General features: G+C 73.9%; 23 protein-coding genes. 7 read left to right on the top strand and 16 right to left on the bottom strand.

The annotated features are described in order from the left end of the window. Positions 1–36: 36 nt before the first annotated feature. The gene (locus tag ACEQ2X_RS05285; RefSeq protein WP_370324740.1) at positions 37–1,533 is read left to right on the top strand and encodes a PLP-dependent aminotransferase family protein; all 1,497 of its coding nucleotides are present in this window, start codon (positions 37–39) and stop codon (positions 1,531–1,533) included. On the opposite strand, the gene ACEQ2X_RS05290 is transcribed toward ACEQ2X_RS05285, so the two are convergent. From ACEQ2X_RS05290 to ACEQ2X_RS05325, 8 genes are all read right to left on the bottom strand, one after another. Then, complete coding sequence (locus ACEQ2X_RS05290; protein WP_370324741.1) at positions 1,530–2,513, bottom strand: cobalamin biosynthesis protein; 984 nt, start codon at positions 2,511–2,513, stop codon at positions 1,530–1,532. The genes ACEQ2X_RS05285 and ACEQ2X_RS05290 overlap by 4 nt on opposite strands. Then, entirely contained in the window at positions 2,513–3,439 is a 927-nt protein-coding gene (locus tag ACEQ2X_RS05295) for a diacylglycerol kinase family protein (protein WP_370324742.1), read from the bottom strand. The genes ACEQ2X_RS05290 and ACEQ2X_RS05295 overlap by 1 nt, the downstream gene beginning before the upstream one ends. Before the next feature lie 60 nt (positions 3,440–3,499). Next, the gene (locus ACEQ2X_RS05300; protein WP_370324743.1) at positions 3,500–6,301 is read right to left on the bottom strand and encodes a DEAD/DEAH box helicase; all 2,802 of its coding nucleotides are present in this window, start codon (positions 6,299–6,301) and stop codon (positions 3,500–3,502) included. Continuing rightward, the gene (gene tatC / locus ACEQ2X_RS05305; protein ID WP_370324744.1) at positions 6,298–7,113 is read right to left on the bottom strand and encodes a twin-arginine translocase subunit TatC; all 816 of its coding nucleotides are present in this window, start codon (positions 7,111–7,113) and stop codon (positions 6,298–6,300) included. Before tatC ends, ACEQ2X_RS05300 begins: the two co-directional genes overlap by 4 nt. Positions 7,114–7,185: 72 nt before the next feature. Further along, positions 7,186–7,413: a twin-arginine translocase TatA/TatE family subunit gene (locus ACEQ2X_RS05310; protein WP_370324745.1), complete on the bottom strand. Its 228-nt coding sequence runs from the start codon at positions 7,411–7,413 to the stop codon at positions 7,186–7,188. Between the two features lie 174 nt (positions 7,414–7,587). Next, complete coding sequence (locus tag ACEQ2X_RS05315; protein WP_370324746.1) at positions 7,588–7,926, bottom strand: hypothetical protein; 339 nt, start codon at positions 7,924–7,926, stop codon at positions 7,588–7,590. 155 nt (positions 7,927–8,081) lie between these two features. Then, a complete protein-coding gene (locus ACEQ2X_RS05320) occupies positions 8,082–9,035 on the bottom strand; it encodes a helix-turn-helix transcriptional regulator (RefSeq protein WP_370324747.1) in 954 nt (317 codons plus the stop codon). Further along, positions 9,032–10,009, bottom strand: a complete 978-nt coding sequence (locus tag ACEQ2X_RS05325; RefSeq protein ID WP_370324748.1) for a helix-turn-helix transcriptional regulator — start codon at positions 10,007–10,009, stop codon at positions 9,032–9,034. Before ACEQ2X_RS05325 ends, ACEQ2X_RS05320 begins: the two co-directional genes overlap by 4 nt. Before the next feature lie 157 nt (positions 10,010–10,166). On the opposite strand from ACEQ2X_RS05325, the gene ACEQ2X_RS05330 reads away from it, so the two are divergent. Both ACEQ2X_RS05330 and ACEQ2X_RS05335 read left to right on the top strand, forming a co-directional pair. Then, on the top strand, positions 10,167–12,662 hold the full coding sequence (locus tag ACEQ2X_RS05330; protein ID WP_370324749.1) for a penicillin-binding protein: 2,496 nt from the start codon (positions 10,167–10,169) through the stop codon (positions 12,660–12,662). Between the two features lie 3 nt (positions 12,663–12,665). Further along, positions 12,666–13,397 (top strand): polyprenol monophosphomannose synthase, encoded by a 732-nt coding sequence (locus ACEQ2X_RS05335; RefSeq protein WP_370324750.1) that lies wholly within the window; start codon positions 12,666–12,668, stop codon positions 13,395–13,397. Between the two features lie 29 nt (positions 13,398–13,426). Here ACEQ2X_RS05335 and ACEQ2X_RS05340 read toward each other — a convergent pair whose 3' ends face one another. Continuing rightward, positions 13,427–14,281 (bottom strand): hypothetical protein, encoded by an 855-nt coding sequence (locus ACEQ2X_RS05340; protein WP_370324751.1) that lies wholly within the window; start codon positions 14,279–14,281, stop codon positions 13,427–13,429. A gap of 272 nt (positions 14,282–14,553) precedes the next feature. On the opposite strand from ACEQ2X_RS05340, the gene ACEQ2X_RS05345 reads away from it, so the two are divergent. The 3 genes from ACEQ2X_RS05345 to ACEQ2X_RS05355 are packed head-to-tail and all read left to right on the top strand — an operon-like array spanning position 14,554 to position 16,323. Then, positions 14,554–15,408: a helix-turn-helix domain-containing protein gene (locus ACEQ2X_RS05345; protein WP_370324752.1), complete on the top strand. Its 855-nt coding sequence runs from the start codon at positions 14,554–14,556 to the stop codon at positions 15,406–15,408. 7 nt (positions 15,409–15,415) lie between these two features. Then, the gene (locus ACEQ2X_RS05350; RefSeq protein WP_370324753.1) at positions 15,416–15,859 is read left to right on the top strand and encodes a VOC family protein; all 444 of its coding nucleotides are present in this window, start codon (positions 15,416–15,418) and stop codon (positions 15,857–15,859) included. Next, entirely contained in the window at positions 15,856–16,323 is a 468-nt protein-coding gene (locus ACEQ2X_RS05355; protein ID WP_370324754.1) for an SRPBCC domain-containing protein, read from the top strand. The genes ACEQ2X_RS05350 and ACEQ2X_RS05355 overlap by 4 nt, the downstream gene beginning before the upstream one ends. Here the strand turns inward: ACEQ2X_RS05355 and pafA are convergent. From pafA to prcB, 4 genes are all read right to left on the bottom strand, one after another. Then, positions 16,307–17,662 carry a Pup--protein ligase gene (gene pafA, locus ACEQ2X_RS05360; protein ID WP_370324755.1) on the bottom strand — a complete coding sequence of 452 codons (1,356 nt, stop codon included), beginning with the start codon at positions 17,660–17,662 and terminating at the stop codon, positions 16,307–16,309. The two genes, ACEQ2X_RS05355 and pafA, sit on opposite strands and share 17 nt — an antisense overlap. Positions 17,663–17,752: 90 nt before the next feature. Next, positions 17,753–19,609 carry a serine/threonine-protein kinase gene (locus ACEQ2X_RS05365; RefSeq protein ID WP_370324757.1) on the bottom strand — a complete coding sequence of 619 codons (1,857 nt, stop codon included), beginning with the start codon at positions 19,607–19,609 and terminating at the stop codon, positions 17,753–17,755. A gap of 75 nt (positions 19,610–19,684) precedes the next feature. Beyond that, positions 19,685–20,365, bottom strand: a complete 681-nt coding sequence (gene prcA / locus ACEQ2X_RS05370) for a proteasome subunit alpha (protein WP_370324758.1) — start codon at positions 20,363–20,365, stop codon at positions 19,685–19,687. A 39-nt stretch (positions 20,366–20,404) separates the two neighbouring features. Further along, the gene (gene prcB / locus ACEQ2X_RS05375; RefSeq protein ID WP_370324759.1) at positions 20,405–21,265 is read right to left on the bottom strand and encodes a proteasome subunit beta; all 861 of its coding nucleotides are present in this window, start codon (positions 21,263–21,265) and stop codon (positions 20,405–20,407) included. 80 nt (positions 21,266–21,345) lie between these two features. Here prcB and ACEQ2X_RS05380 point away from each other — a divergent pair, with 80 nt between their 5' ends. Further along, complete coding sequence (locus ACEQ2X_RS05380; protein WP_370324760.1) at positions 21,346–21,915, top strand: DUF421 domain-containing protein; 570 nt, start codon at positions 21,346–21,348, stop codon at positions 21,913–21,915. Here the strand turns inward: ACEQ2X_RS05380 and ACEQ2X_RS05385 are convergent. From ACEQ2X_RS05385 to modA, 3 genes are read right to left on the bottom strand one after another with little or no spacing between them, the layout of a single operon-like run. Further along, on the bottom strand, positions 21,903–22,961 hold the full coding sequence (locus ACEQ2X_RS05385; protein ID WP_370324761.1) for an ABC transporter ATP-binding protein: 1,059 nt from the start codon (positions 22,959–22,961) through the stop codon (positions 21,903–21,905). The two genes, ACEQ2X_RS05380 and ACEQ2X_RS05385, sit on opposite strands and share 13 nt — an antisense overlap. Then, positions 22,958–23,758, bottom strand: coding sequence for a molybdate ABC transporter permease subunit (modB, locus tag ACEQ2X_RS05390; protein WP_370324762.1), 801 nt, complete (start codon positions 23,756–23,758; stop codon positions 22,958–22,960). The genes ACEQ2X_RS05385 and modB overlap by 4 nt, the downstream gene beginning before the upstream one ends. Beyond that, entirely contained in the window at positions 23,755–24,555 is an 801-nt protein-coding gene (gene modA, locus ACEQ2X_RS05395) for a molybdate ABC transporter substrate-binding protein (protein WP_370324763.1), read from the bottom strand. The genes modB and modA overlap by 4 nt, the downstream gene beginning before the upstream one ends. Between the last annotated feature and the right edge of the window lie 20 nt (positions 24,556–24,575).

The following is a 24,575-nucleotide window of genomic DNA, read 5'->3' on the forward strand; positions in this document are numbered from 1 at the left end:
TTGACTGGACCGGACCACTTGGGCGAACGTGTGGCGATGTCCACGACGCACGACCACATCGGCCACCAGTGGCTGGCAGACCGGCTGCACGACTGGCCTGACGGGACCGGACCGATGTACCTCCGCCTGGCCGGTGCGCTGGAGCGGCTCCTGCACGCCGGGGAGGTGGCCGACGGTGCGCGCCTGCCCGCGGAGCGGCAGCTGGCCGGTGCGCTGCGCGTCTCCCGCACGACCGTCGCCGCGGCCTACGAGGTGCTCGAGGACCGGCGGTTGGTCGCCCGGCGCCACGGCAGCGGCACCTACGTCGAGGGCGTGGCCCCCCCGCCACCGGCACCGCCCCGCGAGTCGGTCCTGCTCCGCAGCCTGGAGCGCAACGAGATCTTCGACGGGCTGCTCGACCCGCCGCGGGAGCTGCTCGACCTCCGCGCAGCGGCGCTGCACCACTCCGATCCCCTGCCCGAGGACGTCCTCGCCGCAGCGGTGGCCGACCTCCGCGCGGCCGGCGCCGGCCACGGGTACGTGCCGGCCGGCCTGCACGACCTCCGCGCCGAGGTCGCGGCGCGCTACGCCACCCTCGGCCTGCCCACCGGTCCGGAGGAGGTCCTCATCACCAGCGGCGCGCAGCAGGCGATCGGGCTGATCACCATGCTGCACCTCCGCGCCGACGACACCGTGGTGACCGAGACGCTGACCCACACCGGTGCCATCGACCTGTTCACCGCCGCGGGGGCCCACATCACCGACGTCGACGTGGGGCCGGAGGGCGTGGACGTCGACGCGGTGATCGGCCGCCTGGCCGACCGCCCACGCCTCGTCTACCTGATCCCGTCGATCCACAACCCGACCGGGTCGGTCATGCCGGCCCGCAACCGGCGGCGCCTGGCCGCCGCGCTGGCCGAGCACCCCGACGTCATCGCGATCAGCGACGACACCCTGGCCGACACCTGGTGGGCTCGCCGGCCCCCTCCCCCGCTCGCCAGCTACCCCGGCGCGGACCACGTCCTGCACCTCGGGTCGATGTCGAAGCTGATGTGGCCGGGGCTGCGGATCGGCTGGGTGCGCGGCCCGGCACCGGAGATCCGCCGTCTGGCCCGCCTGAAGGCCATGGCCGACCTGGGCACCAGCGTCCCGAGCCAGCTGATCGCCCTGCGGCTGCTGCGTCAGGACCCGGCGTTCGAGGACGACCGCCGGGAGCTGCTGGCCCGCCGGGGCCACCACCTCGCCGAGGCGCTGGCCGCGCAGCTCCCGACGTGGACCTTCGACGTGCCCGAGGGCGGGTTGTGCCTCTGGGTCCGTCTGCCCGACGGCAACAGCGCTCGCGAGCTGGCCATCTCCGCGGCGCGGCACGGCGTGGCGCTCGCGCCGGGGTCGATCCAGTCCCCGTCGGGCGCCTACGCCGACCACATCCGGCTGCCGACGGGCCACCCGGAGCCGATCCTCGACCAGGCGGTCCGCCGGCTCACCGCGGCCTGGCAGGCCCGGCACCCGGCCGGACCGACCACCGTCCTCGACGACCTCCGCGTCGTCGTCTAGCCCCGCCTGACGCGTCCCACCGGCGACCGGACGAGGGCCAGCGCCGCGGCCAGGCCGACGGCCGCCGCCCCGACGGCGGTGGTCAACCGGACCGCCCGGCGGATGTCGCCGGCCGCGGGGGTCGGCCCGTCCCCGAACGGCCCGCGCCGCTCGACGCCGTGGCCGTAGTCGAGCGGTCCGCCGAGCTGCACCCCCAGGGCGCCGGCGGTGGCGGCCTCGACCGGTCCGGCGTTCGGGGAGGGGTGGCGAGGTGCATCGCGGCGCCAGGTCCGCCACGCCCGGCGCGGTGACCCGTCGACGAGCGGTGCGAGGACGCACACCAGCGCGGCGGTCAGGCGCGCGGGCACCAGGTTGGCGAGGTCGTCAGCCCGCGCGGCGACCACGCCGAAGCGCGCGTACCGCGGGGAGCGGTGGCCGACCATCGCGTCCAGGGTTTTCACCGCCCGGTGGGCGACGATCCCGGCGGGTCCGGCCACCGCACCCCACCACAGCGGCCCGACGACCGCGTCGGCGGTGTTCTCCGCCACGGACTCGACGACGGCGCGGACGATCCCGTCCCCGTCGAGGGACGCCGGGTCACGGCCGACCAGCCAGGGCAGCCGTTCGCGGGCGGCTGCGAGGTCGCCCGATTCGACGGCGGCCGCGATGGCGGCGGCCACCTCGGTGAGCTGGTGGCCCCCGGTGGCGGCCCAGCCGGTGGCGGCTGTCAGCGCCGCCACCCCGAGGGGGTGCGCCGCGAGGCGGCGCTGGAGCCACCACGTGCTGGCCACGGGCGGGGCCACCACCACCAGCCAGTGGAGGGCGCCTGCTGCGGGGTGGTCGCGGTGCAGGCGCCGCTCGAGGGTGGCCGCCACCGCCCCGAGCCCCGCGACGGGGTGCCCGCGCTGGGGGTCGCCGAGCACGCGGTCGGCGACCCAGCCGCCCACCAACCCGCCGGCGACGGCGCTGCCCGCAGCCGGGCGTCCGCCCCGACCGGCCACTACACCTTGATCCGCAGCGGGGTGGGCACGATGGAGAAGCGGGCGGGGGTGGTGCCGAGCAGCTCGCCGTCGGCCTCGACCGCCATCGGGTCGTCCGGGGCCAGCTCCACGGTCGCGGACTGCCACTCGGCGATCTGGGGGTTCGGGAGGTGCTCCCCCTGGTACAGCTTCGGCGTCAGGGTGAACACCTGGCTGCGCCCCCCGGTGAAGGCGAGGACGTTGAACAGCCCGTCGTCGGGCAGGGCGCGGGGGGCGACCTTCATCCCGCCGCCGAAGAACTGGCCGTTGGCCACGACGAGCTCGACGAGGGGGACGGTCACGTCAGCGCGGTCGAGGACCAGTCGGGCGTCCTGGCGGTTCACCGAGCGGATCGCGGCGTAGGCCGCCAGCAGGTAGCGGAGCCGACCGGTGGCGCGGGGCAACCGCTCGGCCTTGCGGACGACCTCTGCACCCCACCCGACCTCGGCGATGTTGGCGAAGAAGGCCTGCTGCTCGACGCCGTCGCGGTGGAACGTGACCCGCCCGACGTCCATCGCGAGGGTGTCGGTGGTGCTCAGGTGCCGCCGGACCAACCGGTCCACGGGGCGGTCCAGCCCGTAGGTCCGCGCCAGGTCCCCGCCCGAACCGGCGCTGATGACGGCCAGGACGAGGTCCTCCCCCACCGCCGTGCCGTCGGGGGCGAGAAGCCCGTTGACGACCTCGTGGACCGTCCCGTCCCCGCCGACCGCGCCGATGTAGCGCGCTCCGCCGGCCGCCAGCTCCCCCGCGAGGTCGGCGGCGTGGTGGCGCCGGTCGGTGTGGTGCACCTCGTGGTCGATGCCCTCGGCCTGCAGCAGGGTGCGCAGCTCCGGGAGCGCCTTGCGGGCCGCGGCGTTCCCCGCACGGGGGTTCACGATCAGGTGCAGGGTTCCGAACGGGTGGGCCATGGCCGCCAGAGGATAGCGACCACCCGGCGACGCCCGGGCACGGGCCGCTGTGGCATCAGGTCAGTAGGCGACGACCCCGCGGACCAGCATGTGGTTGGCCTCGCGCGCGACGCGTTGGAGCTCGCCGTCGCTCGCATCCCGGATCTGGCGGACCAGGTCGGCGACCATCTTGACGGACCGCACGAAGTCGCCGGGGGTGAGGTCGCTGCGCCCGAGGGCGCGGTCGAGGTCGACGCCCTGGGTCCAGCGGTAGACGACCTGCACCAGCCCGGCGTCGAGGTCGCGGGTCGCCGGCAGCCCCAGCTCGGACTCGAGCTCGACGACCCGCTTCAGGTGCCGCTCGACGTCGTCGACGGCGTCCTCGAGGCGCTGCGTCGGCACGAACACCTGCTCCTCCTCCGCCGACCGCGACTCGTAGGTGAAGAGGCTGACGAGCGCGGCGAGCTCGGGAGCGTTGAGCCCCTCGAAGGTCCCCCACCGCAGGCACTCGGCCAGCACGAGATCGGTCTCGGCGTACAGCTGGGACAGCCGCAGCCCCTCGGTGGTGGGCGCGGGCTCGTCGTCGAGGTAGCCCAGCCGCTGGAGCAGCTCGACGATGCGGGTGAAGCGCGTCGCGAGCGACCGGGTGCGACGGCGCAGCGACCCCTCGAGGCGGTCGGTCTTCTCCGCCAGCTCGTCGTGTCGCCGGGCCCACACCTCGATCTCGCCGAGCTGGGGGTCGCCGTGGACCGGGTGGGCCTTCATGGCCGCGCGGACCTCGGCGATGCGGGCGGTCGTGGCCGCGTCGACCGGCGCGTCGTCGCCACGGGCCTCCCCCGACGGGGTGACGTCCAACAGCGACCGCTGCACCTCCTTGCGGTACGCCGGCTGGCGGTGGCTGCCGGCGGAGGGGAGCCGCACGAACCCGACGGGCACCGGTGGCCGGTCGAACTCCCGCGGCCCCACCCGGCTCGACCGCCGGTCGTCGGTCACGACGGTGGCGAGTGGCGTGCCGCTCTTCGAGGAGGTCATCGCGATGACCGCGGCCAACCGCGTGCTGCCCCGCCGGCCCCCGTCGAGGGCGATGACGTCCCCCGGGCGGAGGCTCTCGATCGCGGTCTCGATCGCCTGGGTGCGACGCGCCCGGCGGTCCTTGGCCGAGTCCGACTCGAGCCGGGACAGCTCGCGACGCAACCCCCAGTACTCCGCGAAGTCGCCGCGGTCCGAGCGCAGGTGGGCGGCGTACCCCTCGAGCGCCGCGTGGTTCTTCTCGATCTCGGCGGCGCGCCCGCCGGCCTGCTGGTCGGCCTGGAACTGGGCGAAGGACCGCTCCAGCATGGCGACGGCCTGCTCGACGCGGGACCGTCCCCCGTCCGCGCCGGCCTCGGACGCCTCCCCCTCGCCGTGGGGGTGGCGGAGCAGGTTGACGGCCATGTTGTAGGAGGGCGCGAACTGGCTGACCAGCGGCTCGGTGCGCCGGCCGACCAGGCTCGCGACGGTCGGGAAGTCGATGTCGCGCTGGTAGGCGACCACGGCGTGGCCGATCGCGTCGAGGCCACGCCGACCGGCGCGGCCGGTCAGCTGGGTGAACTGGCCGGGGGTCAGCAGCTCGTGGCGCTGGCCGTTCCACTTCTCGAGCCGCTCGATCACCACCGTGCGCGCGGGCATGTTGATGCCGAGGGCGAGGGTCTCGGTGGCGAAGACCATCTTCACCAGGCCGGCGGCGAACAGCTCCTCGACGGCCTCCTTGAACGCCGGGACCATGCCGGCGTGGTGGGCGGCCACCCCCCGTTCGAGCCCGTGGGCCCACGGCCCGTAGCCGAGGACCTCGAGGTCCTCCGGCGCCAGGTCGGCGGTGCGCTCGTCGATCACCTGGCGGATCGTCCGGCGCTCCTCGGCGCTGGTGAGGGTGATGCCGGCCCCGAGGACGTGGCCGACCGCGTCGTCGCAGGCCTGCCGGCTGAAGATGAACGTGATGGCCGGCAGCCAGCCGCGGTCGGCGAGCATCTCGGTCAGGTCGCTCCGCCGGGGCGCCCGCAGCTTCTGGCCCGACGAGACCCGCCGACCCTTCCGCGTGACGCGGTTCCGCGTCTGGGCCCGCCGCTCCATCATCAGCAGCTCGGGGTTCGGCTTCCCGCCGCGGGCCTGGCGAGCCGCGGTCCGGTCGGCGGTCTCGGCCTTCTTGCCCCCCGCCCCGCCGGCGCCGCTGCGGAACACCGGGTACAGCTTCTCGTTGACCGCGTAGTGGTGCTCGAGGGGGACGGGCCGCAGCTCGGAGATGACCACGTCGCAGCCGCCGCGGACCTCGGCCAGCCAGGCGCCGAACTCCTCGGCGTTGCTGACCGTCGCCGACAGCGACGCGAGCTGCACCGAGGCGGGCAGCTGGATGATGACCTCCTCCCACACAGCCCCGCGGGCCCGGTCGGCGAGGTAGTGCACCTCGTCGAGCACGACGAACCCGAGGCCGCGGAGGGTCGGCGACTGCTCGTAGAGCATGTTGCGCAGCACCTCGGTGGTCATGACCACCAGCGGCGCTTCGCCGTTGATGACGTTGTCGCCGGTCAGCAGGCCGACGTTGCGGTCGCCGTGCACCCGGCGGAGGTCGTTGAACTTCTGGTTGCTCAGCGCCTTGATCGGCGTGGTGTAGAAGGCCTTCTGGCCGCGGCGGAGGGCGAGCCACAGCGCGAACTCGCCGACCAGCGTCTTCCCCGCCCCGGTCGGGGCGGCGACGAGGACGCTGCGGCCCTCGACCAGCGCGTCGATGCCGGCCCGCTGGAAGGGGTCGAGCCCGAAGTCGACGGTCGACGCGAACGCCTGCGCGACGTCGACGTCCGCACCGGCCTCCTCCGGGGTGGGGCCGTCGGGGATGGGAGCGGTGCTCACGCCGTCGCACCGTCTCCGGCTCGACGGCGACCCCGCTCGATCAGGCGGGCGAAGACGATGCAGATCTCGTAGAAGCCTGCCAGCGGCAGGGCCATGACGACCATGGTGAAGGGGTCCTGGGAGGGGGTGATGACGGCGGCGGCCACGAACGCGGCGAAGAACGCGTGACGCCGGTAGGTCTTCAGCGTCGCGTGGGTGACCACCCCCATCAGTACCAGGATGGCGATGACCAGCGGGTACTCGAAGCTGATCCCGAACGCGACCATGGTCCGCAGCAGGAACGTCAGGTAGCTGTCGGCGTCGAGGAGCGGCACGAAGTCGTCACCGCCGAACTGCAGGAGGAACTCGAGGCCCTTCGGCAGGATGAACAGGCTGAACACGGCGCCGGCGAGGAACAGCAGCTGGCTGAGGATCACGAACGGGGCGGCGTACCGCTTCTCCTTCGCCTTCAGGCCGGGGACGATGAACGCCCACAGCTGGTAGAAGACGATCGGTCCGCCGAAGGTGACCGCGACGACCATCGCCGCCTTGATCCGGACGACGAACGCCCCCATGACCGACGTGAAGATCAGCTCGCAGTCCGACCCCGAGGAGACGTTGGTGCGGATCTCCGCCGGAAGTGAGCAGTAGGGGCTGGTGAGGATGTCGCTGACGACCTCGTTCAGCGCGAACCCGACGACGAACGCGACCGCGAAGCCGAGGGTGGCGCGGATCAGCCGCGTCCGGAGCTCGGCGAGGTGCTCGAAGAGCGTCATCTCCTCGCCGGCGTAGTCGTCGCCGGAGGGGGTGGGCGGGTCAGCGGTCGCGGTCATGAGGGGGGTGCCGTGGCGCGATCGGGCGCGCGGCGCGGGGACGGCCCCGACCGGGCGCTGGGGTGCGCGCGGCTAGCTGCGCGGCTGGTCGACGGGTTCGGCGGTGGCGTCGGCGGGGGCGCCGGACGTCGCGTCGGCGTCGTCACCGTCCTCGTCACCGTCCTTCGCCTCGGCCATGCCCTTGCGGAAGTTGGTGATCGTCTGGCCGACCGAGCTGCCCAGCTCGGGCAGCTTCCTGCTGCCGAACAGCAGGAGCGCCAGCACCACGATGCCGATGATCTCCGGTGCGCCGAGGTTCATGTCGGGTCCTCTTCCTCGCCTGGCGGGTGTGGCGGCGGCGGTCCGCCGCCGCTGCCGAGTGTACGTGGACCGCCGCACGCGGCGACGCCCGCCGGGTGCCGGCGGGCGTCGGGGGTTGGGGGCAGCCGGTCGCCGGGCGACGACCGACCGCCCGGAGGCCAGGGGGGCGGCCCGTCAGACCACCTGGTCGAGGAGGCGGGCGAACCAGCTGTCGTCCTGCAGCGCCTGGTGGAAGTCGAGCAGGTCGTCGTGGGTCAGGCGTGGGAAGTCGAAGCGGTCCCGCAGTCGGACCCGCTCCTCGACGGGGTGCATGGGGAGGGCCGGGACGCCACCGCTGACCAGCAGCCGGACGACGCGCTCGTCGGCGGGCTTGCGGACCTCGGCGTCGCAACGGGGGCAGTCGAACCCGTAGTAGGAGGACTCGGTGTCCTGCTCATCGACGCGCAGCTCGATGTCCGCCGGGGTGAGCGCCACCTCACCGCAGGTGGGGCACGTGGCCTTGATCGTCGTCATCGGGGACCTCGCCATCCTTCGCGTTCGGGTTCACCGGGCGACCCCGGTGGGCCGGGCTCTCCGTGTCTCCGGCCGTCTGTGCCCCTTCGATCGGCCGGGCCCCGACCGTTCTTGAGCTGGCGTCAAGGGTGGACCCGCGAAACCCCTCGATCGGGTCAGTCGACATCCCCATACCGGGCTAGTACCCCCCGGGCCCGCCGGTGGACCAGCTCCTGCAGGGCCGGCGGCTCGACGACCCTCGCCTGGCCCCCCAGTCGCACGACGAGGCGGGCGGCCCAGTCGAGCGTCGCCGCCTGGAACACCAGCCGCGTCCAGCCCGCGGCGGCCGGCTGGCGATCGCTCAGGACGACGTGGTCGGAGATCCACACGGCGTCGGGGCTCACGTCGACGACGACCACCGGGTCGTCGGGACCCGGGCGGTACACCGGCGGGCGCACCTCCTCCTCCGGTGGCGGTGGGGCCGGCTCGTCGGTCACCTCCGCGTTGACGATCCGGTCGAGGCGGAAGGACCGGTGGTCGGTCGCCAGGCGGCACCAGCCCTGGAGGTACCAGGCCCCGCCGAGGGACCGCAGGGTCCAGGGCTCCACCTCGCGGACGGTCGTCTCGTCCTTCGACGCCGACCGGTACGTCAGCCGCACGACCCGCCGCTCCTGCACCGCGGGCCACAGCCGCGACAGGTGGTCGGCCCCGCCGGCGGACACGTCCATGGCGACGGGCACCCCCGCCTCCGCGCCGAGGTGGGTCTCCAGCTTCGCGATCGCCGTGGACAGGGGCCCGTCGTTGACATCGTCGCCGAGGACGCCGCTCTCGCGGGTCGCCCGGGCCGCCAGCAGCAGGCTCAGGCCCTCGCGGACCGACAGGGCCAGCGGGCGGCTGAAGAACTCCGCCATGCGGACCACGACCTGGCCGCCGTTGACCGACGCCTCGATCAGGTCGCCGCCGCCGTAGCCCGGCAGGCCGCAGTAGCCGAGGACGTCGAGGTCGTCCAGGACGTCGCCGGCGGTGACGTCGAAGCGGTCCGCGACCTCTTCGACGCTGATGCCGGGGTGCTCGAGCAGCCAGGGCACCATCACGAGGATCCGCCGCAGGCGGGCGAGGGTCCGGTTCACGTCGTCGTCCCCGCGGCGGGGTCCAGCACCGCGCGCAGGTGGGCGACGAGCCGCGCGCGCAGCGCTGGGGGCCCCACCAGCTCGACGCCGGGGCCCAGCTCGACCAGCCAGCCGATCAGCTCGTCGGGGTCGGCGGTGCGGACGACGAACTCCCGCCAGCCGTCGGCCTCCTCCCCCGCCGGCTGGGACGATCCGCGCGCCCGCCGCGCCACGGCCCAGGCGGTCTCCTCGTCTGCCCGCACGACCGCCTCGACCGCGTCGCGGGAGGCGCCGGGCACCACCTCCACGGGGTCCGGCGGCTGGTCCGGGATGACGACGGTGCCCGGTTCCCCCGCCGGTCGCACCCGGTCGGTGATCCGGTCCAGCCGGAAGGTGCGGTCCGCCCCGCGGTCGACGTCGTGGCCGCGCAGGTACCAGCGGCCCCGCCAGTGCAGCAGGGCGTGGGGCTCCACGCGCCGCCGCTCCTCGCTGTCGTCCGCGCCGGCCGCCTTGCGGTAGCCGAACGTCACCGGCCGCCGTTCGACCAGCGCCTCGGTCAGGGCGGCGCGGTGGGGGGCGTCCAGGCCGAGCTCGAGGGGGAGGCGCCGGACCGCCCGCTGCTCCCCCGGCACGCCGGCGTCGACCGCCAGCTTGTCGAGCGCGGGCGCGGCATCGTCGGCCAACCCGGTGAGCTGGACCGACAGCGCGAGGGCCGTCAGCTCGGACGGGGTGAGCGACACCGACGGCAGGTCGTAGTCGTCAGGTTCGATCCGGTAGCCGAGCGTCTCGTCGAACCGGTCGACCTTCTCGGTCCGCACGGGAACGCCGAGGTCCCGGAGGTCGGCCTTGTCGCGTTCGAACATGCGTCGCCAGGCCTCGTCCCGCTCGCCCCCGTAGCCGGCCACGCGGCTGTTGATCTGCTCGACGGTGAGGGGTCGGCGGGTCTCGCGCAGCGCGATGACGAGGTTCACCAGGCGCTCGAGTCGGTCCACCACCGCGAGAAGGGTAGACGCCGCCGGGACGGGGATGTCGCAGCCCGCGGAGATCGGGGGGCAACCGTGCGAGACTGTCGCGTGTGGATGCACGGGCCGTGGGGTCCGATCGCGCCCGCACCCCACCCCGCACGCCCTCCCCACCACCCGATCGGCGACGATGGCCTCCCCCACCGCAACCCACGACGAGCTCGGCGACGTGTCGGGTCGCGCGATGGACCTCGCGAAGGGCGGGGTCCTGATCCTCCTCCGGACCGGTGGGCTGTTCCTCGGGCTGCTCGTCGGGTTCCTCGTCATCGGCTGGGTCGCCACGCTGCTGCTGGCCCCGGCCACCGCCGGGGTGTCGAACAGCGTCGGGTTCGGCGTCGCGGTGCCCGAGGACGTGGAGCTGGCCGGGCTCGACCAGACCTCGACGGTGTACGCGGCCGACGGCAGCGTCATCGCGGTGCTGCACGACGAGGTCGACCGGACCGTCATCAGCCTCGACCAGATCCCCCCGCACGTGCAGAACGCGGTCATCGCCGCCGAGGACCGCCGGTTCTGGGAGCACGACGGGTACGACGTCGAGGGGCTCGGTCGCGCCCTGCTCGAGAACATCGAGTCCCGCGGCGTCAGCCAGGGCGGGTCGACGATCACCCAGCAGCTCGCGAAGAGCGAGGTCGGCGACGAGGTCACGCTGCAGCGCAAGCTGACCGAGATCGCCTTCGCGATGGCGCTCGAGCGGGAGCTCACGAAGGAGCAGATCCTCGAGCGCTACCTGAACCAGGTCTACTTCGGGGAGGGTGCCTACGGGATCGCCGCGGCCGCCGAGGAGTTCTTCGGCAAGCCCGTCGACCAGCTGTCCGCGGCCGAGGCGGCCACCCTGGCCGGTCAGATCCGCCAGCCGGGCACGACCAACCCGCGGGACTTCCCCGAGATCAGCCTCCGCCGACGCAACCAGACCCTGGCCGCGATGGCCGAGGAGGGGTGGCTGACCGTCGAGGAGGCGCAGTCGGAGATGCAGGCCCCGCTCACGGTCGTCCCGAAGGTCGTGGAGCAGCCGTCGGACCCCTACATCGCCGAGGCGGTGAAGCAGGAGTTCTACACCCTGGAGGCCTTCGGGGCGGACCGGCTGGAGCGGAACGAGGCGCTGCTGAACGGCGGGCTCGAGATCTTCACGTCCTTCGACCCCCGGCTGCAGCAGATCGCCGAGGACGTCGTCCTCAGCTACTTCCCCGAGCCCACCCCCACGGCGGCCCTCGCGAGCGTCGACCCCCGCACCGGGCAGATCCGGGCGATCTTCGGCGGGACGGACTTCGACACCGAGCAGTTCAACTTCGCCACCCAGGGACGCCGGCAGCCGGGGTCGGGCTGGAAGCCCTTCGTCATGGCCACGGCGCTCGAGATCGGGTTCTCGCCGTCGCTGCGCCTGCCCGGCAACTCCCCGACCCGGTTCGAGACCGGAGACGAGTGGGAGGACCGCGGCGTCGACAACTTCGGCGGCGCCAACTACGGCTCGCTGACGATGCGCCAGGCGCTGGTCTCGTCGGTCAACACCGCGTTCGCCCAGCTCATGCTGATCGTCGGCCCGGAGAACGTCGTCAGCCTGGCGGAGTCGCTGGGGATCAACACGAACGCGGCCCTCGCGGGTCCGAGCGGCGAGCCGATCATCAACCCCTCCATCGCCCTCGGCGGCTTGACCGTCGGCGTGACGCCCCTCGAGATGGCCGGTGCCTACACCGTCTTCGCGAACGCCGGCGCCTGGGTGGAGCCCAGCCTGATCGACCGGGTCACCGACCAGCAGGGCAACGTCCTCTACGAGCGGGACACGACCGCCACCCAGATCCTCGACCCGACCGTGAACGAGATCATGGTCGACACGATGCAGCAGGTCGTCTGCTGCGGCACCGCAAGCCGGGCGAGCATCGCCGACATGGGGTGGCGGGCAGGCGGGAAGACGGGGACCTCGCAGATCAACGCCGACGCCTGGTTCACCGGGTACACGCCGGTGCTGTCGACATCGGTGTGGGTCGGCCACCCCGAGGGCCGCATCCCGATGAGCGGGGTCTCGTCGGGTCGCCAACCGTCCCAGATCTGGCACGACTTCATGTCCGCGGCCCTCGAGGGGGTCGAGCCGATCGACTTCCCGACCGAGCCGCCGGGCGGTCTGCCATCGACCGACGACGTCGAGGAGGGCGAGGTCCAGGTCCCCGACGTCCGCGGCATGCAGGAGTTCGACGCGTACCGCGAGCTCGCGGACGTCGGCCTCGGGGCGACCACGACCGAGGTCGCGAGCGAGCGGCCGGCGGGCAGCGTCGTGTGGCAGTCCCCACGGGGCGGCAGCGTCGTGCCGGGCGGTGACGTGATCACGCTGGGCATCTCGACCGGGTCGGCGCCGCCGGAGCCGACCGAGGCGGCGCCCGAGACCGAGGAGCCGGAGGCGCCCCCGACCACCGAGCCGACGGCAGCCCCCGATCCCACAGCCCCTGCCGGTCCGACGGAGAACCCGGACCCGCAGGCTCCGCTGCCGAACCCGGACCCGGAGCCGGCGCCCGAGCCGCCGCCCTCCCAGCCGCGGCCGGATCCCGAACCCCCGCCGGCTCCGCCTCCACCGCCGCCCCCGCCGCCGGAGCCCGGGCCGGCTGCGCCCCCGACGCCGGCCAGCCGGCCCGACTAGCCGGTGGTCGACGACCCCCGGTCCCTCTTCGTCATCCCGACCCTCGATGAGGGCCCGACCATCGAGAAGGCCGTGTCCGGGGTGCTGGACGCGGGTGCGGACGTCCTCGTCGTGGACGACGGCTCGACGGATGACACCCGCGACATCGTGCGCCGGATCGCCGCGGCGCGGCCGGGCGTCCACCTGCTGGAGCGCGGGCGGAAGATGGGGCTCGGCACCGCGTACCGGGACGGGTTCGCCTGGGGGCTCGAGCGGGGCTACGACGCGCTCGGCGAGATGGACGGCGACCTGTCGCACAACCCCGCCGACGTCCCCCACCTGATGGCCGGCATCCGGATGGCGGACCTCGCGATCGGGTCGCGCTACGTCGTCGGCGGCGGCGTCGAGGACTGGCCGCTGTCACGGCGGGTCCTGTCACGCGGCGGGAACGCCTACGTCCGCATCTGGACCGGCGTCGGGGTGCGGGACGCGACCGCCGGGTTCCGGCTGTACCGCCGGGAGGTGCTCGAGGCGATCGAGCTCGACACCGTCCGCTCCGACGGCTACGCCTTCCAGATCGAGATGGCGCTGCGGACCTGGTGGGCCGGCTTCGACATCCTCGAGGTCCCGATCACCTTCACCGAGCGGCGGGAGGGGGCCTCGAAGATGAGCCGCGCGATCGTGGCCGAGGCGCTGTGGCGCGTGCCGCTGGGGGCGCTGCGCCGGCGGCGCGCCCGGCCGGCACGCCGCCGCTGAAGTCGGGTCGCTGAGGGTCCCGCGCCGGCTCAGGCAGGTCGGTCGGGGATGGTGACCTCCCGCTTCCACAGCCCGCCGGCGGCCATGGCCCGGACGACGGGGACCATGAGGTCGAACAGGAGGAGGCTGGCGTCGGCACCGATGGCGACCCACGGGGCGGCGGCGAGCTCGTCGGTGCGCTGCTCGAGGTGACCCCGGAACACCTCGCCGTCGGCGGTCAACCCGTCGTCGTCGAGGAGGCCGCGGGACCGCAGGCGTGCCTCCCCGGCCGCCCACGCCTCGTCGTCCCACAGCCGGGACCGCTGGAGGAACCGGCGCGAGACGTTCGACTGCCAGGCGCTGTAGAGCACCAGGGCGTCGACCGGAGCGAGGTCCTCGGCGACCAGCAGGGCGACGTGGCCGTCGCCCCGGTGCTCGCGGACCACGGCGAGGGCCTGCCACAGCGCTGCCCAGGGCGTGCCGGGAGGGGGGACCCGCCGGTTCGCCGCCGCGAGCGGGCGGCCGGGGAGCGGGGTGGCCTCCGCGGCGGTGACGGCTATGGCGGTCGCCTCGGCGAGCCGGTCGGTCGGCGCGCCGACGTCGGTGAAGATCGTCTCGACGATCCGGGCGCGGGTGGCCAGCACCTCCGCGGGGGAGGCGATGTCCCACGCCGCCGGCAGGGCGTGGTCGAACAGCGCCGGGTTGAAGTTGAAGGACACGGCGTTCGCGACGTCCGGACCGACGGGGCCGAAGGGGGCGATGCGCCCCGCGACGTACCCCTGCCCGCGGGGCTCGAGCCCGAGCTGCTCCCAGGCCGCGTGCGCGGTCGGCGACAGGTACAGGATCGCGTGGAACGGCTCGATCACCCCGTGCAGGGCGCGGGCGAGCGTCGCGGGGCTGGTCACGGGGGGCCTCCGGGATCGTGGGCCGCCGGAGTCTAGGCCCCAGGGTGGCGGCACCTGCACGTCGTCGGGTCCACGCGCGGGTCCGACTGCACGTTGCACGGGACAGTCCTGGACGATGTGCAGCTGGGCGAACGAGGGAGCCGGAGAACGGGCAGCTGGACCGACGCCGGCACGGGAGGATGAGCAGTCGAGCCGGTGGAGCCACGGGACGGCGTGCAGCTGAGCCGGCCGCGGCGCCCGACGGTGTGCGGTCGGCCCTATCCTGTGCGCGGATGGGGCAGCGCGCGGAGTACGTGACCGCCGAGGTCGGGCCGGACCTCCGCGGCCTGGTCGACAGCGTCCACTGCTATGACCTGTCGGGGTTCGCGCCGGGTGAGCACCTCGGGCTCCCCTCCCCCGCCGTGACGTTCATCATCGCCCTGGACGACGGGGTCGAGATGCGGCGCATGCCGCGGGCGGACCGCGCCCCCGGCCGGTTCCGCGCCCTGGTCGGTGGGTTGCACGACGGCCCGGTGGTGATCGGGCACGACGGCGCGCAGGCGGGGATCCAGCTCGGCCTGTCCGCGGGCGCGACCCGCGCGCTGCTCGGCGTCCCCGCGGCGGCGGTGGCCGGCGAGGTCGTGGAGCTGGCTGACCTGTGGGGTCCGGTGGCCGCCCGGGCGCTCGTGGAGCAGGTGGGTGAGGCACCGGACTGGCCCACGCGGACCGCGGCGATCGCCACCACGTTCCGCCGTCGCCTGGCCCTCAACCCCCTGGCTGACGACGCCCACCGGTCCGACGCGACCCTCGACGCCTCGTGGGCCATGCTGACCGGCCCGGCGCTGCACCCCGTCGCCGACGTCGCCGCCCAGGTCGGCTGGAGCAGGCGGAACCTGACCGACCGCGTGACCAGGGAGTTCGGCGTCAGCCCGGTCGTCGCCCGCGCGATGGCCCGCTTCGACCGCGCTCGCGCGCTCGTCGCCTCGACGACCGGGCCCCTCGCGGCGGTGGCCGCCTGCGCGGGCTACGCCGACCAGTCCCACATGGTCCGGGAGTGGCGGCGCTTCACCGGCCTGTCCCCCACCGGGTGGCTGACCCGCGAGGACTTCCCATCCGTCCAAGCCGGGACCGTCGCCGCCGACCGATGATCAGGCCATGAGCGCACCTCCCCCCATGGTCTGGCCCACCGTCAACTTCGCCGACGCCCGCGCGGGCATCGCCTTCTGCACCGACGTCCTCGGCTTCCGGCTGGTCGCCTGCTACGCCGACGGGTCTGACGGCGCGATCGTCCACCACGCCGAGCTGCACTGGCCCGAGGGGGGTGGGTTCATGTGCGGCACCGCGGACCGGCCCGACAGCGAGTTCAGCCAGCGCCCCACCGGCCTGGCCGGCATCTACGTCGTCACCGACGACCCCGATGCCGTCCACGCCCGCTGCGAGGCCGCCGGCGCCCGGATCGTCCGCGGCCTGACCGAGCAGGACTACGGCTCGCGGGAGTTCGCCGTCGCCGACCCCGAGGGCAACCTCTGGTCCTTCGGCACGTACCGCGGCACCGATCCCGACGCGGCTGCGGAGACCGGCGGGGACGACCAGCGGTGAGCGACGAGATCCCGCCGCTGCTCGCCGACGTCACCGTCCCGATCCCCCCGGACCGGGCCTTCACCGCGTTCACCGCGGGGTTCGACGACTGGTGGCCGCCGTCGTTCACCTGGTCCCAGCCCGCGAACCTGGTGCAGATGCGGTTCGGCACCGCGGAGGGCGATCTGCTCAACGAGATCGGGCCGCACGGGTTCAGACTCGACTGGGGCCGCATCACCCGGTGGGATCCCCCGGAGGCGGTCGGCTTCACCTGGCAGATCGGACCCGACCGCGTGCCGGTGCCCGACCCCGACCGGGCCAGCCTCGTCGAGGTGACGTTCCGACCGTCCGACCGCGGCACGCAGGTCGCGGTCCGCCACCACCGCTGGGCGGCCCACGGCGACGGGGCCGCCGCGTACCGCGAGCAGTTCGCCCCTGCCTGGCCGATGGCGCTGGAGGCCTACGCCGCTACATCGACGCGATGAGCTTGGTGACCCGGTCGTCGTCGGCCTGGAACGGGTCCTTGCACAGCACCGTCCGCTGGGCCTGGTCGTTCAGCTTGAGGTGCACCCAGTCGACGGTGAAGTCCCGGCGCTTGCGCTTCGCCTCCCGGATGAAGTCGCCGCGCAGCTTCGCCCGGGTCGTCTGGGGAGGGGTCGACATCGCCGTCGAGATGGCGTGGTCGTCGGTGACCCGGTCGACCTTGTCGTTGCGCTGCATGACGTAGTACAGCCCGCGGGTGCGGTTCACGTCGTGGTACTGCAGGTCCAGCATGGCCACGCGGGGGTGGCTGAGGGGCAGGTCCCGACGTCGGCGGTAGTCCTCGATCAGCTGGTACTTCGTGACCCAGTCGACCTCCCGCGACAGCTTCAACGGGTCGTCGGCCAGCGTGTCCAGCACCCTCCCCCACTCCGCCAGCACGTGGTCGGTCTCCGGGTCCGACCCGGTCGACTGGACGTACTGGGCGACCCGGGCGTAGTACTCCCGCTGGATCTCGAGGGCGGACAGCTCGCGGCCGCCGACCAGCTTGACCCGCCGGCTGCAGGTCATGTCGTGGCTGATCTCGCGGATCGCCCGGATCGGGTTGTCAAGGGACAGGTCGCGCATGACCGCTCCGGACTCGATCATCCGCAGCACCAGGTCGCAGGTGGCGACCTTCAGCCAGGTCGTGTACTCGCCCATGTTCGAGTCGCCGACGATGACGTGGAGGCGGCGGAACCGCTCGGCGTCCGCGTGCGGCTCGTCGCGGGAGTTGATGATCGGCCGGGACCGGGTCGTCGCCGAGCTGAGGCCCTCCCAGATGTGCTCGGCCCGCTGGCTGATCGAGTACACCGCCCCGCGGGGCGTCTGCAGCACCTTGCCGGCGCCGGCGAAGATCTGGCGGCTGACGAGGAACGGGATGAGGGTGTCCGCGAGCTTCTGGAACTCCCCGAAGCGGGCCACGAGGTAGTTCTCGTGGCTGCCGTAGGAGTTGCCCGCCGAGTCGGTGTTGTTCTTGAACAGGTAGATCGTCCCGGCGATCCCCTCCTCGTGGAGGCGCTCCTCGGCCTGCTCGACGAGTCCCTCGAGGATCCGCTCCCCGGCCTTGTCGTGCGCGACGACCTGGCGGACGGAGTCGCACTCGGCGGTCGCGTACTCCGGGTGGCTGCCGACGTCGAGGTACAGGCGCGCGCCGTTCTCGAGGAACACGTTGGAGCTGCGCCCCCAGCTGACCACCCGCCGGAACAGGTACCGCGCCACCTCGTCCGGTGAGAGCCGGCGCTGCCCGCGGAAGGTGCAGGTCACGCCGTACTCGCACTCGATGCCGAAGATCCGGCGGTGCATGTGTGCTCCTCTGGCTCGGTGTCGCCGACCGGCGCCTGCAGACCGAAGTCTAGGCCGGGGCCGAGGCCGCCACCGAGAACCGCACGAGCGTCAGCCGCCCTCCGTCGGCGGCGCCGCCCCCGCCCCGCCACCGCCGTCTCCGGTGTGGACGAAGGTGTTGATCGCCTGCTCGAGCGCCTCGTCGTCGCGGTCGTCGACGGCCTGGAACTGCAGCAGCACCAGGCGGCCGCCGGCGGGTGGCTGGCCGGCGATGATGGTGTAGCTCGTGCCGGTGCCCCCGCAGTCGGTGTACTCATCGCGCACCCCGGTGTAGGCCGGGTCGGTGTAGATCTCCCGGCCCTCGTAGGTGCACTGGTCGCTGAAGCTGATCGCGTCCGCCAGCGTCTCCGGCGTGAAGGACGTCGCGAGCTGCTCGCTCGCGCCGAAGATCAGCCCCGGCGTCGTCCAGGTGGAGCGGAAGGCGTCCAGGTCCGGCGCGGCGGTGATCTGCTGGCCGACCTCCTGGCCGTCGATCACCCAGGGGCCCCGATCGACGTCGGCCCACGGCCGCGGGACGGTCACGGTGATGGAGTTCGAGTCATCGAACACCGGCTCGAACGCGGCGTACGGCTCAGGCCCCGGCTCGGTGGTGGGACCGTCGTCCGGCTCGGTCGTCGGGGGGTCGGTGGGCTCCTCCGGTGGGGTCGTCTCCTCGTCCGGCGGCGGTGTCGGCTCCTCGGTCGGGTCGTCGCCGCCGGACAGGGCGATCGCCCCCCCGATGCCGCCGAGCACGACGACGACCCCCACGACGGCGGCGATGATCCCCCACGGCGCCGACTTCTTCGGCGGCGCGCCCCCGTACCCGGCGTACTGGGGCTGGGGCTGCTGCGGCGGGGCGTACTGCGGACCGGTCTGGCCGGCGTACGGGGTGGGGCCGGTCGGCGGGATCGGCCCGGGTCCGGTGACTGGGCCGGTGACCGGACCGGGCACCCCTCCCGTCGAGCCGGCGAAGCCCTGTGAGGCTCGGATGTCCTCGATGGACTGGGCGATGTCGTCGGAGTTCAGCGTGCGGGTGCTCTCGCGCGCCCGGGCGGCCTCCTCCTCGCGGATCGGCAGGCTGGTCGGCAGCTGGCCCAGGGCCTGCTGGGTCTGCTGCAGGGCACGGCCCATCTCCGCCGCCGACGCGAACCGCTGGGCGGGGTCCTTCGCCATGGCGCGCTCGACGACGCGGGCGACCGCGTCGGGGATGCCGCGCTGGCGGAGGTCCGGGACCGGCTCGTCCTTGATGCGCGTCAGCGCCGGCACGATCGACTCGTCGCCCTTGCGGACGAACGCGGCCTCCCCGGTCAGCAGCTTGAACATCGTCGACCCGAGCGCGTACAGGTCACTGCCCACCCCGGGGGGCTGGGCCTCGAGCAGCTCCGGGGCGACGTGCTCGATCGACGCGGTCAGGCTCGCTGTGCCGGTCTCGGGTCCGCCCTTCAGCCGGGCGATGCCGAAGTCGCCGAGCTTCGGCTCGCCGTACCCGCTGACCAGGACGTTCTCCGGCTTGAGGTCGCGGTGCAGGATGCCCGCCTGGTGGGCGGTCTCGAGCGCCCCACAGACCTGGACCATGATCTGGAGGACGTCAGGCCATGGCAGCGCCCCCTCCTCCTCGAGCCGGTCCCCGAGGGACCCGCGCTCCATGAAGTCCATCAGGATGTAGGGCTGGCCGCCCGCGGTGAACCCGGAGTCGTAGACCGTGACGATGTTCGGGTGCCCGCTGAGCATCCCCATCGCCTGGATCTCGCGCTCGAAGCGGATGCGGACCTTCCGGTCCTTGACGGTGTTGGCCACCATCTTCACCGCGACGTCGCGGCGGAGGGACTCCTGCCGGGCCTTGTAGACGGTGCCGAAGCCGCCCGCGCCGACCTCCACCGCATCGGTGAGGTCCTCGATCCCCAGCTCAACCACGTCGTCGTCGTCCATGTGCCGACGTGGGATGCTACCGGGCTAGGAGGTCGAAGATCGAACGGTCCGGCAACACCCGCTCGGCCGCCGGCCCTAGCCGGCCTCGAGCAGGGCCGTCACCTCGTCCTCGGTCAGGCGGAAGAACTTGCGGCGGCCGAGGCTCCGGTCGAGGCCGGCGACCTCGAGGCGCGACGGGGCCATGTCACGCTCCTCCACCTGGCCCAGCGCGCGGACGGTGGTGCGCAGGGCGGTGCCCCGGTCCATGCCCGGCTCGAAGCTCGCCGACAGGGCCTCGTTGATCGCCTCGGCGCTGCCGCCGATCGCCACGAACCCCTCCTCGTCGGTGATCGAGCCGTCGTAGAGGATGTGGTACAGCTCGACGGCGTCGCCGATGACCTCAGCGACCAGCAGCTCGACCTCGAGGGGCTTGGGCGAGTCGGTGAAGACCGACCCGAGGGCGTTCGAGTAGGCCGTCGCCAGCGCGCGGCCGGTCACGTCCTCCCGGCTGTACTGGTACCCCCGGACGTCGGCCAAGCGGATGCCGGCGACGCGCAGCTGCTCGAACTCGTTGTACTTGCCGACCGCCGCGAAGGCGATCCGGTCGTAGATCTCCGACACCTTGTGGAGGGTCGTGGAGGGGTTCTCCGCGACGAACAGCACGCCGTCGGCGGTGACGACGGCGACCGCGGACCGGCCCCGGCTGATGCCCTTGCGGGCGAAGTCGGCCTTGTCCTTCATCGCCTGCTCGGGCGACACGTAGGGCATCATCGGCATGGTCGTGCTCCGTGGGGGCGGGGTCGGTCGGGCCCGGGGTCAGGCCCCGGCGTCGGGGCGGGGGTTGTCGTCGATCGCCGTCCCGGCCAGGCCGAGGCGGGATCCGCGCCGACCGGCGACCTCGGCGGCGCGCGCCGCCACCTCCTCCTCGGGGCGCTCGACGTAGCCATCGGCGTCGATCTCGGCGACGATCGGGTAGTGGCCGCGGACGGTGTCGGGGCCGCCGGTGGCGGAGTCCTCGTCCGCGGCGTCCCACAGCGCCGCCACGGCGAGGTCCACCGCGGCGTCCGCGGTCAGGTCCGGCTCCCAGCGGGCCTTCAGCGACGCGCGGGCGTGCAGGCTGCCCGACCCGGTGGCAGAGTACCGCCGCTCCTCGTAGCGGCCGCCGGCCACGTCGAAGTCGAAGATGCGGCCCGTGGCGGCGCGCTGGTCGTACCCGGCGAAGAGGGGGACCACGACGAGCCCCTGCATCGCGAGGGGCAGGTTGCCGCGCACCATGCTGGCCAGCTTGTTGGCCTTGCCCTCGAGGGACAGCTCGACGCCCTCGACCTTCTCGTAGTGCTCGAGCTCGGTGGCGAAGACCTTGGCCAGCTCCATCGCCGGACCGGCCGCGCCCGAGATCCCGACCGCGGACAGGCGGTCGGTCTGGAAGATCTTGCGCATGTCCCGCTTGGAGATCAGGTTCCCGGCCGTCGCCCGGCGGTCGCCGGCGATGATCACGCCGCCGTCGAACGTGAGCGCGACGATCGTGGTCCCCTCCACGTGGCCCGGCACCTGGGGGTGGTGGCCGTGCGCCAGCGGGTCCGAGGGCAGTGCGCGCCGAAGCAGTTCGCTGAACGAGGATCCCTGGTAGTCGAACGGGTCAACGATGTGAGAGCCGAGGGCCCAGCGGTCCGTCATAGGCGCCGAACGCTATCACCCGCGGCCGGGCTTTCAGCCGTCGACGGTGCGCGCCGCCGCGCACGTGGTAGGGCTGCGACATGTCGTCTGCGAGCGCGCTGTCGAAGCTCGGCATCACCCCTGCCGAGGCCGGCCTCACCGTCCTGATCGCCACCGCGATGTACCTGGTGGTGATCGTCCTCAGCAGGGTCTTCGGGCAGCGCCAGTTCGCGACGGCCACCAGCTACGACATGGCCTTCACCTTCGCCCTCGGCTCGATCGTCGGACGGGTGGTGCTGGTCCGGACCTCCCTGGCGACCGCCGTCCTGGGCCTGGTCACCCTGTTCGGGCTGCACGCGACGTCGCGGTGGCTGCACCACCGCGTCCCGACCGTCCACCGGCTGATCCAGAACCGCCCGATCCTCCTGGTCGTCGACGGCGAGGTGCTGGACGAGAACCTGCGGCGGGCTCGCACCAGCCGTGCGGAGCTGTTCCAGCAGGTGCGACTGGCCGGCGTGGGGCGCCTGGCCGACGTCGGCGCGGTCATCATGGAGCGCAGCGGCGCGATGAGCGTGCTCCCCGCCGACGCGATCGTCGAGGACGTGGTGCTCCACGAGGTGTACGGCGCTGACCGGCTCCTCGACGCCGGGGGTGGCCGTCAGCGGGGGTAGACCTCCACGTCAGCGGCCTTGAACGACGCCCACACCGCACCGCCGGCGGCCAGGTCCAGATCGGCCAGCGCGGCGGCGGTCACCGCGGCGACGACCGGCGGTCGGCTGCGGACCTGCACGCGGACGCGGTCGCCGGCGATCTCGACATCTCCCACCTCGCCCGCCCAGACGTTCCGCGGGGAACCGCTCGGGGGCTCGCGGTGCAGCGACACGCTGCGGGGGTGGACCGTGACCAGCAACGGCCCGGTGGGCAGCGGGCCCGGCACGACCAGCCGCCCGCCCCCGTCCACCACGACGTGGCCCGCCCCCGCGGTGCCGGGAAAGAGGTTGATGCCGACCAGCCGCGCGACCCAGTCCGACCGCGGGCGCCGGGCGACCTCCGCCGGCGACCCGCTCTGGGTGACCCGGCCCCCTTCGAGGACGACGAGGCGGTCGGCCAGGGCGAGGGCCTCGAGCGGCTCGTGGGTCACCACCAGCACCGGCCCGTCGAAGGCCGCCAGGTGGGTGCGCAGCTCGCGTCGGACCGCCCCGCGGGCGTCCGCGTCCAGCGCCGACAGGGGCTCGTCGAGCAGCAGGCAGTCCGGGTCGGCGGCCAGCGCCCGGGCGAGCGCGACGCGCTGGCGCTGCCCGCCGGAGAGGGTCGCGGGCGGAGCACCGCCCAACCCCTGGAGGCCGACGCGCTCCAGCCACGCCGCCGCCCGGGTGGCCGCAGCAGCGCGGTCCAGACCGCGGCTGCGCGGGCCGAAGGCGACGTTCTCGAGCGCGCTCAGGTGGTCGAACAGCAGGAGGTCCTGGAAGACCACGCCGACGTGGCGGTCAGCGCTCGGCACGTCCACGCCGGCCGCCACGTCGACGACGTCGCGGCCGGCCAGGCGGACCCGGCCGCGGTCGGGGGCGAGCAGCCCCGCGACGACGCGCAGCAACGTGGACTTGCCCGCCCCGTTCGGCCCGACGACGGCGACGACCTCGCCGGCCGCGACGGCCAGGTCGACGGTCAGCTCGAGCGTCCCGAGGTGGACCCCGACGTCCAGGTGGAGCCCGCTCACGACGCGCTCGTGCCGAGGTAGCGCCCGCGCAGCACGACGAGCACCGCGACGGAGATGGCCAGGAGCAGCAGGCTGAGCACGTAGGCCGCCTCGGGGTCGCTCTCGAGCAGCAGGTACACCCCGAGAGGCATCGTCTGGGTCCGGCCGGGGAAGTTCCCGGCGAAGGTGATCGTGGCCCCGAACTCGCCCAGCGCCCGGGCCCAGCACAGGGCCATCCCCGCCGCCAGCGACGGGCCGATCTGGGGCAGCGTGATCCGGCGGTAGATCGTCCAGCGGCTGGCGCCGAGCGTCGCGGCGGCGTCCTCCAGCCGCTGGTCGGCCTGCCGGAGGCCGGCCTCGACGGTGACGACGAGGACCGGCATCGCGACGAACGTCGCCGCGAGGACCGCGCCGGCGGTGGTGAAGGGCAGCCGCACGCCGGTCAGGGCCTCGAGGGGGCCGCCGAGCAACCCGCGCCGGCCGAAGGCGAGCAGCAGCGCGACGCCGCCCACGACCGGGGGCAGCACCATCGGCAGGACGGCGACCGCGCGCAGGAGCGAGAGGCCGCGCACGCGGGTCCGGGCGAACAGCCACGCGAGGGGGACGCCGAGCACGGTGGAGACGACCAGCGCGGCCCCCGACGTGACGAGGGACAACCGGATCGCGTCGAGGACCGCGGCGCTGGTCACCAGCGCCGGCACGCGCGCCAGCGGCGCGCGGCCCACCAGCCCGACGAGCGGGACGACCACCAGGGCCAGGCCGGCGACGGCCAGACCGGTCAGGACGCGGTGGGCGCCCGGGACCCCCCGGCCGCTCATCGACCCGCGCCGCCGGTGAAGCCGTGCCGCTCGAGGGTGGCCTGGGACGCCGGGTCGAGGACGTGGTCGACGAAGGCGGCCGCGCCGTCGGGGTTGGGCGCCTCGGCCAGCACCGCGATGAGGTGCTCGGCGACGACGTCGACGTCGGCCGGGACGGGGATGCCCTCCACGGCGTCGCCGGCGGTCACGAGGTCCGAGGCGTACACGATCGCCGCGTCGGCCTCGCCCAGCTCGACCTTGGACAGCGCGGCGCGCACGTCGAGCTCGAGGGAGGCCGGCGTCACGGCCACCCCGGCGACGTCGAGCGCCCGGGCGGCGTAGGCGCCCGCCGGCACCTCCGGCGCCGCCAGGACCAGGACCACGTCGGGATCCGCCAGGTCCTCCAGCGCGGTGATGCCGAGGGGGTTGCCGGCCGCGACCGCGATGGCGAGCTCGTTGGTGGCGAAGACCCGCGGGGTCGAACCGACCAGGCCCTCGGCAGCCACCCGGGCCATCTGCGCGTCGTCGGCGCTCGCGAACACGTCGGCGGGCGCGCCGTCGAGGATCTGGGTCGCCAGTGACTGGCTGCCGGCGACGTTCAGCACGACCGACGCGCCGGGGTGGGCCGCCTCGAACGCGTCGCCGATCTCGACGAAGGCGTCTGTCGACGAGGCGGCGGCCTGCACGACCACGTCGCCGGTCACCGTCGGGGCCGCGGACGCGGCCGCGCTCTGCGAGGGACCATCCGCCACCCCTCCCCCACCGCCCGGTCCGCAGGCCGCGGCGACCAGGACCACTCCCGCCAGCACCGCGGACAAGCGCACGTGGGTGCCACGCG

The organism is Euzebya sp. (genome assembly GCF_964222135.1).
In the GTDB taxonomy this organism is placed as follows: Bacteria; Actinomycetota; Nitriliruptoria; order Euzebyales; family Euzebyaceae; genus Euzebya.

Coding starts and splice junctions, on each gene's coding strand:
- ACEQ2X_RS05310 (WP_370324745.1), bottom strand. CDS start 7,413: ATGAACCTCGGCGCACCGGAGATCATCGGCATCGTGGTGCTGGCGCTC.
- ACEQ2X_RS05365 (WP_370324757.1), bottom strand. CDS start 19,609: ATGGACGACGACGACGTGGTTGAGCTGGGGATCGAGGACCTCACCGAT.
- tatC (WP_370324744.1), bottom strand. CDS start 7,113: ATGACCGCGACCGCTGACCCGCCCACCCCCTCCGGCGACGACTACGCC.
- ACEQ2X_RS05285 (WP_370324740.1), top strand. CDS start 37: ATGTCCACGACGCACGACCACATCGGCCACCAGTGGCTGGCAGACCGG.
- ACEQ2X_RS05330 (WP_370324749.1), top strand. CDS start 10,167: ATGGCCTCCCCCACCGCAACCCACGACGAGCTCGGCGACGTGTCGGGT.
- ACEQ2X_RS05350 (WP_370324753.1), top strand. CDS start 15,416: ATGAGCGCACCTCCCCCCATGGTCTGGCCCACCGTCAACTTCGCCGAC.
- prcB (WP_370324759.1), bottom strand. CDS start 21,265: ATGACGGACCGCTGGGCCCTCGGCTCTCACATCGTTGACCCGTTCGAC.
- pafA (WP_370324755.1), bottom strand. CDS start 17,662: ATGCACCGCCGGATCTTCGGCATCGAGTGCGAGTACGGCGTGACCTGC.
- ACEQ2X_RS05315 (WP_370324746.1), bottom strand. CDS start 7,926: ATGACGACGATCAAGGCCACGTGCCCCACCTGCGGTGAGGTGGCGCTC.
- prcA (WP_370324758.1), bottom strand. CDS start 20,365: ATGCCGATGATGCCCTACGTGTCGCCCGAGCAGGCGATGAAGGACAAG.
- ACEQ2X_RS05345 (WP_370324752.1), top strand. CDS start 14,554: ATGGGGCAGCGCGCGGAGTACGTGACCGCCGAGGTCGGGCCGGACCTC.
- modB (WP_370324762.1), bottom strand. CDS start 23,758: ATGAGCGGCCGGGGGGTCCCGGGCGCCCACCGCGTCCTGACCGGTCTG.
- ACEQ2X_RS05295 (WP_370324742.1), bottom strand. CDS start 3,439: ATGGCCCACCCGTTCGGAACCCTGCACCTGATCGTGAACCCCCGTGCG.
- ACEQ2X_RS05380 (WP_370324760.1), top strand. CDS start 21,346: ATGTCGTCTGCGAGCGCGCTGTCGAAGCTCGGCATCACCCCTGCCGAG.